This is a genomic window from Oerskovia enterophila (assembly GCF_001692445.1).
Taxonomy (GTDB): Bacteria; Actinomycetota; Actinomycetes; order Actinomycetales; family Cellulomonadaceae; genus Oerskovia; species Oerskovia enterophila.
This window is the reverse complement of record NZ_MAQA01000057.1, coordinates 15,995-27,350: the sequence shown is the minus strand read 5'-3', so window position 1 is coordinate 27,350 and position 11,356 is coordinate 15,995. Positions and strand designations below refer to the sequence as shown.

At 74.3% G+C, this 11,356-nt stretch carries 11 protein-coding genes; 4 read left to right on the top strand and 7 right to left on the bottom strand.

The genetic code is table 11. The features are described from left to right. Nucleotides 1-88: 88 nt before the first annotated feature. The 4 genes from OERS_RS17490 to OERS_RS17475 all read right to left on the bottom strand — a co-directional run bounded on the left by OERS_RS17490 (nt 89) and on the right by OERS_RS17475 (nt 5,648). Nucleotides 89-607, bottom strand: a complete 519-nt coding sequence (locus tag OERS_RS17490) for a hypothetical protein (protein WP_056654519.1) — start codon at nt 605-607, stop codon at nt 89-91. A gap of 99 nt (nt 608-706) precedes the next feature. Beyond that, nucleotides 707-3,526 (bottom strand): multicopper oxidase domain-containing protein, encoded by a 2,820-nt coding sequence (locus tag OERS_RS17485; RefSeq protein ID WP_248948714.1) that lies wholly within the window; start codon nt 3,524-3,526, stop codon nt 707-709. After that, nucleotides 3,523-4,650, bottom strand: a complete 1,128-nt coding sequence (locus OERS_RS17480; protein WP_068627383.1) for a hypothetical protein — start codon at nt 4,648-4,650, stop codon at nt 3,523-3,525. Before OERS_RS17480 ends, OERS_RS17485 begins: the two co-directional genes overlap by 4 nt. Then, nucleotides 4,650-5,648, bottom strand: coding sequence for a helix-turn-helix transcriptional regulator (locus OERS_RS17475; protein ID WP_082848756.1), 999 nt, complete (start codon nt 5,646-5,648; stop codon nt 4,650-4,652). Before OERS_RS17475 ends, OERS_RS17480 begins: the two co-directional genes overlap by 1 nt. A 67-nt stretch (nt 5,649-5,715) precedes the next feature. On the opposite strand from OERS_RS17475, the gene OERS_RS22360 reads away from it, so the two are divergent. The 3 genes from OERS_RS22360 to OERS_RS17460 all read left to right on the top strand — a co-directional run bounded on the left by OERS_RS22360 (nt 5,716) and on the right by OERS_RS17460 (nt 8,232). Further along, a complete protein-coding gene (locus OERS_RS22360) occupies nt 5,716-6,600 on the top strand; it encodes a DUF2249 domain-containing protein (RefSeq protein WP_068627381.1) in 885 nt (294 codons plus the stop codon). A gap of 188 nt (nt 6,601-6,788) precedes the next feature. Next, nucleotides 6,789-7,058, top strand: coding sequence for a DUF2510 domain-containing protein (locus OERS_RS21635; RefSeq protein WP_068627380.1), 270 nt, complete (start codon nt 6,789-6,791; stop codon nt 7,056-7,058). A gap of 346 nt (nt 7,059-7,404) precedes the next feature. Beyond that, the gene (locus tag OERS_RS17460) at nt 7,405-8,232 is read left to right on the top strand and encodes an alpha/beta fold hydrolase (RefSeq protein ID WP_068627379.1); all 828 of its coding nucleotides are present in this window, start codon (nt 7,405-7,407) and stop codon (nt 8,230-8,232) included. A gap of 16 nt (nt 8,233-8,248) precedes the next feature. Here the strand turns inward: OERS_RS17460 and OERS_RS17455 are convergent, their stop codons facing one another. Next, nucleotides 8,249-8,938 (bottom strand): lipase family alpha/beta hydrolase, encoded by a 690-nt coding sequence (locus tag OERS_RS17455; protein ID WP_068627378.1) that lies wholly within the window; start codon nt 8,936-8,938, stop codon nt 8,249-8,251. 93 nt (nt 8,939-9,031) lie between these two features. Beyond that, nucleotides 9,032-9,421, bottom strand: coding sequence for a YccF domain-containing protein (locus tag OERS_RS17450; protein ID WP_068627376.1), 390 nt, complete (start codon nt 9,419-9,421; stop codon nt 9,032-9,034). A gap of 176 nt (nt 9,422-9,597) precedes the next feature. On the opposite strand from OERS_RS17450, the gene OERS_RS17445 reads away from it, so the two are divergent. Then, nucleotides 9,598-10,368: a YggS family pyridoxal phosphate-dependent enzyme gene (locus tag OERS_RS17445; protein WP_082848754.1), complete on the top strand. Its 771-nt coding sequence runs from the start codon at nt 9,598-9,600 to the stop codon at nt 10,366-10,368. Nucleotides 10,369-10,445: 77 nt separating this feature from the next. Here the strand turns inward: OERS_RS17445 and OERS_RS17440 are convergent, their stop codons facing one another. Next, on the bottom strand, nt 10,446-11,297 hold the full coding sequence (locus OERS_RS17440) for a hypothetical protein (protein ID WP_139107914.1): 852 nt from the start codon (nt 11,295-11,297) through the stop codon (nt 10,446-10,448). Nucleotides 11,298-11,356 lie beyond the last annotated feature (59 nt).

Genomic DNA, 11,356 nt, shown 5'->3' with positions numbered 1-11,356 from the left:
GCACGGGGGCTCCTTCGGGACGGGCGGGACCGGCAGGCGGGGCGGGCTGGGCAGGCGGGCGAGCAGGCGTGCGGCGCGTCAGGCGGGTTCAGGCCGGCTCGGGCGGGCGGCGCACCTGGTCGTGCGGGTGGCGGCGCGAGTACCGCTTCACGCACTCCTTGCACATCGGCATGGTCGGGAGGCGCTCGGCCTCGCGCGGGGTCATCTCCCCGATGACCTTGGCCCCGCACAGCCCCCGGTCGGGGTGCACGATGTGGCCCCACTCGGACTCCCACCGGTAGCCGAACCGGTAGGGCGGGCGCACCTGGAACTCGCGCACCTGCGGGGCCGAGCGCAGGACCGCGGCCTTGTCGAGCGTCTCCTCGCCGTATCCCTGCGGCTGGCGCTGGCACACGTGCCGCACCCGGAACGGCATGGTCGGCGAGTACGCGAGCTGCGTCCCGGGCACGGCCCCCCGGTTCGACGTCAGGAACCAGCGCACCTCGTCCCCCGCGTGCGCGCTGCGGACCTCGTCGAGCGCGAAGGCCCGACGACGGCCGTCGTAGCACGGCAGCCACTGGACGTCGGCGCCGCACTGCTCGCAGCGACCGACCCGTACGCCCGTCACGCGAGCGGGCTCGGGGTCTGGACGTGCATGCTGCCTCCGGCGGGTGATCGGTACGGGCGGACCGATGACACCCTACGTCCCGCCCACCACCCCGGCCGTCTACCCCGTGACCGCGAAGAACCCGTGCGCGCCGCGCTCGGCGTCGATCATGGCGTGGGTCACGAACGGGTAGCGCCCCGCCTCGGGGAACGCGAGCTCGACGAAGCCGCCCTGGGCGACCGCGAGACCCAGCACCTGGGACCCGCCCGCCTCGGCGTTGCCGGGCCGCAGCCGGTAGGCGCCCTCGCTGAACACCGTGTCGAACTGCCCGCCCACGACGTGGAACGCCGAGCCGCGGTTGGGCCCCGCCGCGAGCACCCACACGCGCACGCGCTCGCCCACCCGGGCCGGGAGGGGCGCCGCGTCGTACTGGTTGGCGTAGCCGTTGAAGGCCACGACGTCGGGATCACCCGTCGCGAGCCGGTCCATGTCGACCTCGCCGCCCTGCGGACCGAGGTAGTACTCGGACTGGACGATCAGGTACTCGCGGTCGACCGCGGGAAGGTCCGGCGGGTCGATCACGACCGCGCCGAACATGCCGTTCGCGATGTGCGCCGACATGGGCATGGTCGAGCAGTGGTACATCCACACCCCGGACATGGTCGCCGTGAACGTGTAGGTGAGCTCCTCGCCCGGCGCGATCGTGCGCATGGGCCGGTCGGGGGCGAGCGCCCCGGCGTGGAAGTCGATCGAGTGCCCGATCGTGCCGTCGTTGACCAGCGTGATCTCGAAGCGGTCGCCGACCTTGCCGCGCAGCGTCGGACCGGGGGCCGTGCCGCCGAACGTCCACAGCGTCTGCGTCACCCCGGGCGCGACCTCGGTCACGAGCTCGGAGACGGCGAGCCGCACGCGGTGCACGGTCTCGGTGCTCGCGGGCGCGAGCTCGGCCGGACGCGCCACGAAGTCGTCGCCCGGGGTCGCCATGAAGTCCAGGTCCTTCGCGGCGCTCGGGGCGCCGGACTCGTCGCCCGAGCCCACCGGGCCGTGGTCCATGCCCGCCATGCCGTCGTGCTCGGCCTCGCTGTCGCTGCCGGCGCCGGCGCCGTCAGGTTCGGCACCGCCGTCGGCCAGGCTCGTCCCGCCCACAGAACCGCCCACCGGCTCGATCGTCAGCACCATGCCCATCTGCCGGTGGCCCACGATGCTGCACCACCCGTCGACCGTGCGGCCCACGACCCCCACCTCGAACGTCTCGGTCGCCCCTGGGGAGAGCCGCCCGCTCGTCGCGCCCGTGTCGAGCACGAGGTCGTGGACCGTGGAGTCGGTGTTGGTCACGACGAGCACCAGGGAGTCCCCGGCAGGCACCTCGATCGTCGCGGGGAAGAAGCGCATGTCGCGGGCCTCGACCTCGACGGTCGTCGTGCGCCCCGTGGGCACGACGGCACCCGACGCACCGGCCTCGGTCGGCGAGGCTCCCGTCCCGGTGCCGAGCGCGGCCGGGTCCAGGGCCACCCCGCCCGCGGCGACCAGGAGCAGGACGCTCAGCGCGGCCACGGCCAGCCCCTTGCGACGCGGTCCGGTCACGGCCTCCACGGGAGGCCCCTGGCGGGCGTCTCCGGACCGCGCGCGCAGGTCCTGCCCCAGGGCGTGGGCCGCCGCGACGTCCTCGGCGGTCGGTGGCACGAACGGCGTGCGCCGGGCACGGCGGTGGACGCGCAGGGCCCCGACGAGCAGCGGGAGGAAAGCCACGAGCGCGCCGAGCGCAGTCAGCGACGCGAGCACGTGCACCAGGCTCGGCGCGGGCAGGACGAAGAGCGCGAGCGCTCCGTCGAACAGCACGACCCGCAGCACGGCCCCGCGTTCGAGCACGGCCGTGGTCGAGCGCACCGCCGCGGGACCGCCGCCCAGGACCACGGGCACCAGGTAGGTCAGCGCCCCGAGCAGGACCTGGGCCGCGAAGCCCGCGACGAGCGGCACGGTCACGATCCCGACGCGTGCGGCCGCCGCCTCCCACGTCCCGCTCAGTGCCAGGACGCCGACCAGCGTCGCGAGCGATCCCACCAGCCAGGCCAGCGCGCAGGCCGCCGACCACGTCGCGAAGGTCGCGGGCGGACGCCGTCGGGCCGCCGTGACCATGGGCCGCACCGAGACACCGATGCCCGCGAGGTACGTCGCCAACCCCACGGCCGCGACGGGCGGCGAGGCCGCCAGGACCGCGGCCACCCCGCCCGCCAGGCCGACCAGCATGAGGGCGAGCGTCGTGCGCGCGGCGCGGGGAGCGTCGTCGGCCATCTTCGTCCGCAGCATGGTCGGCCACAGCGTCATGAGCGTGCCCATGACCGTGAGGCCCACGAAGCCCAGCAGGTTGAAGCCCGCGTGCGCGAGCACGACCCGCGTGTGCCACCCCTCGTCGAGGCCGCGCGCGAGCGTCGCACCGAGCCCCGCCCCGAACGGCAGGAGCCAGGCCGCCGCGACGTAGAAGCCCACGCAGATCGCGAAGCGGGCCGCGAGCGCCTGCCGTGACTGGAGCCACAGGGCCGTGCCGTGGGCTGCGACCGCGACGCCCACGCCGACGGCCCCCACGAGCGTCACGACCCACGTCGCCGTGACCATGCCCGCGACCGTCGCGGCGACCGCGCCGTTGAGCAGCACCAGGCGCGCGACCTGCCAGCGCCGCGAGGCGGGCGTGATCCGGCGGCGCAGGAGCGCGTCGGTGAAGTGCTGGCTCCACACGCAGATCGCGTTGGTCACCGCGCCGAGCAGCAGCAGGTGCACGAGCAGCCAGGGCGACGCGGGGATCCACCGGTGGCCCACGGCGACGACCACGGTCGCCACGAGCCAGGCGACCACGGGGGCGTTGGCGCGCAGGTGCCAGGCGGAGCGGTCGGTCAGGGGCCTCAGGGGCGCGGGAGGCGCAGCCGGGGACAGGTCGAGCTTCACGGAGCGGTCTCCTCGAGCAGGGACGGTGCAGGCCCGACGGCGTCGCGCGGCCGCGTCCCGGGCGCGGGCGCGAGGCGCGCGCGGATCCCGACCCCGAGCATGAGCACCACGAACGCGAGCAGCGCGACCACGTTGAGCACTCCCCCGACCTGGTGGGCCACGGGCAGGTCCCGGGCGTCGCCCAGCCCCAGGCGGACCAGCAGGCCCAGGTGCAGGAGGACCGCAGGCCCGTACATCAGGGGCGTGTACGGCAGCCGCACGCGCAGCACCGCGGGCAGGATCACGGGCGCGTGGGCCATGATCATCGAGATCGTGAAGCCCAGGAAGACCGCGTGGATCACGGCGTCGTACCCGGGCCCCGTGACCTGGCGCCCGGCGAGGAGCCAGATCGCCCCGGCGACCGCGAGCCACGCGTACGCCGCGAGCAGGCACGCCGCCATGTAGCGCGCGAGCCCCGTCGAGCGGACGGTGCGCCGGGCGACGTCGTGCACCGCGAGCCAGCCGCACAGCACCAGGACGGCCGCACCCAGCAGGGCGTAGCCGGCAGCGGGCCACAGCAGGGTCGCCACGCACCCCACCGCGAGCGCCCAGCAGACCCACAGGATCAGGCCCGCGCCCCGTCCGAGGAACGCGATCCGGGCGAGCTCGAGCCGCTCGCCCGCGATCGTGGTCACCACGAAGCACGCGAGCCACGGCAGCACGTCGGCGACGCCCACGCCGCCGAGCCACAGGAGCGCCCCGCCCGTCGCGAGCAGCGCGCCGACGAGCTGCACGAGGACCGCGTCGTCGTGCTGGCGCCGCCACAGCGGGACGTAGACCAGGCACAGCGCGCCGCAGCCCGCGACGAGGAGCACCTGGCCCACGGCGAGCGGGGCCGGGCTGAGCAGAGCCAGCGCGCCCGCCCCCAGCAGCCCCGGGGCCGCGAAGCCCCACCGCGTGCGCAGCGCGACGGCGCGCTCGAGCGCGATCACCGTGCCGACGAAGCCCAGGACGAGCAGCACGCCGTGGATCTGGGGCAGGCGCTCGGTCGTGAGCGGGGCCGGCAGGCCGAGCAGCAGGAGCGCCGCGTCGAGACCCGCGAGGAGCGCGAGGCCGGCCGGCAGCACGAAGACGACGCGGCGCATCAGCGGTGCGAGCTGTCGGCGTGACCGGGGGCGGTGGTGGCCCCGGGCTCCGGCGTGGGCCGGTCCGGGGTCCCCTCAGGGGATCCGTCCGCGGGGCGCAGGTACAGGCGGCACGCGCCCGGCTCGGCGAAGGGCAGCAGGGACGTCCCCTCGCGAGGGGCCCCCAGCCGCTCGAGGGCGCCCTGCGCCAGGCCGAGGTGCACCGCGCACACGACCTCGGGGTTGCGGTACGCGGCCTCGAGCAGAGGGCAGCGGGTCAGCGCGACCGAGGCCGCGTCGTCGTCGGCCCGAGGGGCGAACCCCAGGCGGTCCAGCAGGTCGACGACCTCGTGGCGCGCGGCGCTCCCGGCGTCGTCGGCACCTCGGCCGGGTCTCCCCTTCTCGGGGGCCCCTGGACCGTCGCCCGCGCTGCCCGGGTGCCCGACGACGTCGGGTCCCCCGCTGGGCTCCCGGCGTGCGTCCGGCGCGCTCTCCCCGCGCCCTGTGCCACCCACGCTCGCAGGGTGCGAGGCGCCGTCGGGAACCGTGCCCGGACCCGAGGGGAGCTCGACGTCCCCGACGAGCTCCGCGCCCCAGGCGCGGCCCGCGGCGAGCGCGTCGCCCACGGGGTCGGCGCTCGACCTGGCGATCTGGGCCGCGAGCGCCGACGCCAGGCCCGCGTACTCGGCGGCGCCCGCCGTCGTCGGCGACTCCGTGACCGCGGCGTAGAGCCGGGCCGGGCGGCCCCGGCCGTGCGCCGGGGCGCTCTCGCTCGTCGCGAGCCCCGCCTCGACCAGGCCCTCGAGGTGCTCGCGCACGGTGTTGGTGTGCTGGTCGAGCGCGGTCGCGACCGAGCTGACCGAGCAGGGTTCGGGCTGGGACGCGAGGACGTCGAGGACCGCGAGCCGGGCCTTCGAGAGCCGCGCGGGGCGGACCGCGCGCCGCACGAGCGGCGGGCCGTACCCGGGGCGCGGGGGCGCGGGGTGCTCTGCCCGTCCAGCAGGCTGCGTATTTTCCACGGAATAAAGTGTACTAATGTTTGGCGCGTTGGAGAACCACTCCCACCGCTCCCGGAGGTCTCACGTCATGAGCAGCATCGTCCTGGCCACGTCGGCCGAAGACTCACGCGCCGTCGAGGCCGTCGTCGCCCACCACACCGAGATGAACGGGACCCTCGGGCTGCTCGTCGAGGCGCTGGTCCAGGCCGTCGAGTCCGGCACCGCCACGACTGGCGCCCACCGCCGCCTCGTGGACTGGACGCGGACCGACCTGCTGCCGCACGCGCTCGCCGAGGAAGCCGCGATGTACCCCCACGCGCACCGCGACGAGCACGCCCGGCTCCTGGTCGACGCGATGATCGCCGAGCACGGGGTGATCGGCAAGCTGGTCGACGCCCTCGACCGCGCGACCAGCCCCGTCCGCGCCGCAGCCCACGCCCGCGCGCTCCAGGTACTCTTCGAGACCCACATGACCAAGGAGAACGAGCAGATCCTGCCGCTGCTCGCCCTGTCCTCCGACGTCTCGCTCGCCGGCGTCCTCGACGGGATGCACGAGCTGCTCGGCGGACACTCCCACGGGGAGGGCGGGGAGGCTGCGGCGGGTGGCGAGCCGGGCGGCGCCTGCGGCTGCGGCGGCGGTGCCGGGGGCTGCGGTGGCGCCTCGGAGGGGGCGACCGCGGCGGCCATGGATGATGCCCCCGCCGAACCCGCAGGCCACTCGTGCGGCTGCGGCGGGCACGACGACGCCGGCAACCTCCCGGTGCTCGACGCCCGCGCGGTGCCGCACGCGATCCGGCACGCGACCATCTTCGGGGCGCTCGAGGGCGTCGCGCCCGGCGCGGGCATGGTGCTCCTCGCCCCGCACGACCCGCTGCCGCTCCTGGCGCAGGTCGACGCCCGGTGGCCGGGCACGTTCACGGTCGACTACCTCGAGCGCGGGCCCGAGACCTGGGCGCTGGCCTTCACGCGCTGACCTCAGCTTGGTTGTCAGAAGCACACCGGGGTATGCCCCGGTGTGCTTCTGACAGCTTGGCTGGTCGTGGCGACCCGGTAGCCTCTGCACGGGAAGAGGCAGCCGCGCCGGGAGCGTCCGGCCCTCGCACCACGGTCGACGCCACGCACCCACGCGCGGATGACGGCACCGCAGCCGAGGAGGACATCGTGACCCACCAGCCTGGCTGGTACCGCGACCCGTACGCCCCGCAGCGGGTGCGCTGGTTCGACGGGCAGCAGTGGACTCAGCACTCGCAGCCTGTCCAGGCCGCGCCGTCTCCACCTTCCCGGAAGCTGAGCACGGGTTCGATCGTGCTGATCGTGGTGGGCGTGATCCTGCTCCTGTGCGCGATCGCCGTGATCGTCGCCGGTTTCGCCTTCGTGGCGTACATGATCCAGGGGGTCGTCTGCGGAGAGAGCCCGCACTACTGCACGTGACCGGGAGGTCGTCGTCGACGCCCCGGAGAGCGAGATGGATCCGGCTCCCCTCTCGCACCGACCGCGATCAAGACGAGCAGCGATCGAGATGCGGCCAAGGGGGTTCACGGTGGCGTGACGGCCCCCGTTGGCCGCATCTCGAAGTAGCCGGGTGGGGCGAACCGAGCTTCTTCACGGCTCGCTGACCGCGAGGCATCGGCGGGGGTCCGCCTCGCCGAGCACGAGGTTGTGGTCGTTCTGGGCACCGAGACGACCGCAACCTCGTGCTCGGCAACCGACCGGGCGGTGCCCGGCAACCGACCCGCACCGGTGGCCCCCGCAGGGCCGCAGTGCCACGATCGGTCTCATGGTCGCGAATGGCGAGGGATGGACCGAGGGAACCGTCGACGTCGAGGGGCACCCCGTGTTCTACCGGCGCAGCGCCGACGTCCCTGACGCCCTGCCGATCGTCCACGTGCACGGCTTCGCGATCTCCGGCTCGTACCTCATGCCCACGGCCCGGGTGCTCGCCGCGCGGGCCACGAACGTCGTCCCCGACCTGCCGGGATACGGCAAGAGCGAACGGTGGGACTACACGCTCGGGATCCCTGCTCTCGCGCACGCGCTCGTCAAGATCCTCGACGCCCTCGAGCTCGAGAAGGTGGTCCTGGTCGGCAACTCGATGGGCTGCCCCATCAGCCTCGAGGTCGCCCACAGCGCGCCGGACCGGGTCGAGCGCATCGTGCTCGTGTCCCCTGCCGGGGGTGTGCACAACCAGGGCCTCGGGCGGGCCATCCGGCAGCTTGCAGCCGACGGTCCGCGCGAGAGCCGGCAGATGGCGCGCGTGGCGGTCCCGGACTACGTGAAGTTCGGGCCGATCAACACGTTCCACCTGTTCAGCGAGCTGACCCGGTTCCCCTCGCTCGAGCGCATCATCACCTCGTCCGTGCCCACGCTCGCGGTCATCGGCAGCAGGGACCCGCTCATGCCGCCGCCTGCGCGCGTGCGGGAGGTGGGGCGCCTCGCGGGCGACAACACCACGGTCGCCCTCATCGAGGGGGCAGCGCACGCGATCAACTTCAGCCACCCCGGTGAGCTCGCGCACGTGATCGGGTCCTGGCTGGACGGCGTCGAGATCGTCGACGACCCGGACTCCCCCGGCCTGACCCGCGTCCTGCAGCTCCCCCGCGACTGACCGCCCGCGGAAAGCCCTACGCCCCGACGATCCGTTCGAGCAGCAGCGCGTGCAGCCGGGGGTCGGCGAGCGGTCGGAAGTGGCCCGGGGTGTCGAGCACGACGTCCTGCGCACCGTCGAGGAAGCTGCCCGCGGGGATGTGCGGGTCCCACCGGCTGTGCACCGAGGTGATGCGCTCGTTCACGGCCCGCTCGGCGGACAGCGCCACGATCGTCGCGTCGTTCGGGATGAACGCGCGGACCGCGGGCGCGACGAACCAGCGCGCGTAGGCCGATCCGGCGAAGGGCGTGTTGATCGCGATCATCGACGCGATCCGGTCCTCGGGGTCGTCGCGCACCATCGCGAGCTTGCCGATGAGCCCGCCCTTGCTGTGCGCGACGACGACGACGTCACGCAGGTCGTGCTCGCGGACGTAGCGGCCGAGGACGGCGGCCCCGGCGGCGACGGGCCGGCGGTTGTCGCCGAGCTCGGGGAGCACGTGGACGGCCACGCCGTGCTCGTGCAGCAGGGTGGCGAGCGGCAGGAGGAAGTGCCACGACTCGTACACGCCCGGGACGAGCACGACGGGCGGACCGACCGGCTGTGCCGGGGCGCGCAGGTCGTCGGGGTCCACCCGGGACGTGATGCCCGCGGCCTGCCAACGGAGCACGCTGGCGTAGTCGAGCACGCGCCACCAGGTGCGTCGCAGGCTCAGGCCCGGACGCACCCCCTCGACTCCGCTCCCACCCCGCACGGCTCTCCCGTCGTCGTCACGTCAGGTCACCGTCGACGTCGGCGGCTCCCACCCGATCCTGACGCCTCAGGCGCCGAAGCGCGCGTTCGTCGGCACGACCTGCTTGCCGAGCGGCAGGAGCGAGACGGGGATCATCTTGAGGTTGGCGATGCCCATGGGGATGCCGATGATCGAGACGAACAGCGGGATCGAGGTGACCACGTGCCCGATCGCGAGCCAGATCCCGGCGAAGATCACCCAGATCACGTTGCCGATCGTGGAGAACGCGCCGGCCGTCGGCTTGTCGACCACGGTCCGCCCGAACGGCCACAGCGCGTAGCCGGCGATGCGGAAGCTCGCGATCCCGAACGGGATGGTGATGATGAGGATGCAGCAGATGATGCCGGCCAGGACGTAGCCGAGCGCGAGCCAGAGGCCCGCGAAGATCAGCCAGATGACGTTCAGGATCGCGTTCATGCCCCGATTCTCCCCCAGCCCGGCCACACGGAGGGTCGGCGGCGCCACACGGCGGGCGCAGCCCCGCGACGGCCCGGCGCACGGCGCTCCGCGACCGGTCTACCCGGGGCACGCGACGCCGTCGGGCAGGGCTCTCCCCTGCCCGGCGCGCGCCCGCCGAAAACTAGACTGCTCGCGTGTCCTCCCACCGCTCCGCCCCCGGCGACTCCCCTCTCGGCACGACCCCGACCATCGCGGACCGCTACGCCGCGGTCCGCGCGCGCATCGACGCCGCGGCCCTGGCTGCGGGCCGGGACCCGGAAGAGGTGCAGCTCCTCGTCGCGACCAAGACGCAGGACGCCGCGGCGGTCCGCGCGGTCGTCGCCGCGGGCGCGACGCTGATCGGCGAGAACCGCGTCCAGGAGCTCGTCGCCAAGGCCCCCGACCTCGCCGACCTGGTCGCGGCCGGCTCCGTCCGGGTCCACATGATCGGGCACCTGCAGCGCAACAAGGTCAACCAGGTCCTGGCCACGGCCACGGGCGTCGAGTCGGTCGACTCGCTCGCGCTCGCCGAGGCGCTCGCGAGCCGCTGCGCGCGTGAGGGCCGCACGCTCGACGTCATGGTCCAGGTCAACGTGTCGGGCGAGGGGTCCAAGGCGGGGGTGGGGCCCGACGGCGCCGCGCACCTCTCCCGTCAGGTCGCCGCCCTGGAGGGTCTTCGCCTCACGGGGTTCATGACGATCGGGGCGAACTCCCCCGACACCGCGCTGGTGCGCGCCGGGTTCGAGCGGCTGCGCCGGATACGTGACGAGGTGCTCGCGAGCGGCGCCCCGGGGACGGGAGAGGCACGTGAGCTGTCGATGGGCATGAGCGGAGACCTCGAGGCGGCGATCGCCGAGGGCGCGACGATCGTACGTGTGGGGACCGCAGTGTTCGGGGCACGTGCCGTCACCGCGGCCGTCGACTGACCGGCGAGAGACGTGACGCGGGACCGTCCGCATGCCGCGGACGGTCCCGCACCTTGTGCCGGGCGACCTTCGCGCGGCTACGACGTCGCGAACTGCTGCAGGTGCGCCAGGACGACCGCCTCGACGGCGCTGCGCGTCCCCAGGACGGCACGGTCGACCCGCGGCATCTGCTCGGCGTGATAGTTGGCCGCGTCGGCCGACCAGTGCACGATCGCGTTGCCGACCAGCACGTAGCCGTTGTAGCCCTCGGTCACCCAGTAGGCGTCGGCGGAGAGGCGCGTGTCCTGGGCGAGCGAGGGGAAGGTGCCGGTGGTGTCCGCAGTGCCCGAGACCTCGACGCTGATCGGGTCACCGGCCTCGACGTAGTCGATCGTCACGGTGGGGCACGACGACGCCCGGTCCTGGACGATCGCGTAGGCGGCGTCGGCCGCGGCCGCGTCGGCGAAGAGGTGGACTTCCTGCTGGAGCCGCCCACCGGGGCTGAGGGTGTCCTGCAAGGCGTAGCCACTGGTGCCGAGTCCCGAGAGGATCGCCGCGATGTCGCAGTTCGCCGGGGACTGGCTGTTCGCCGGGGGGACCCGGGGCTCGTCACGAAGGATCGTCATGACGTTCCCCTGGATCGCCGGGATGCCGGTGACGACCCCCGCTTCCGGCAGGAGCAGGGACCGGATCGCGGACGGGTCGACGTGCGGCGGCGCCGGGGTGACGACGGACGCGCCCAGCTCGGCCGTCACCTGCGCGGCCTCGGCCCCTTCGGCCGGCGCGGCGATCGTCCCCACCGTCTCACCGGGTCCTTCGCTGTCGGCGGGTGCCTCGGTCGCGCACGCCACGAGCGTGGCGCCGAGGACCAGCACGAGGCCCGCCCGCTTCGTGGCCCGGCCGGCGCCGATGCGCCTGGCTCCTCCCGATGATCGCCCGTGTGCTTCCATGACTCCCCCTGCTCGTGGATGTCGCCGCTGATGGTGCGGCGTCGTGTCCCCCCATCCTC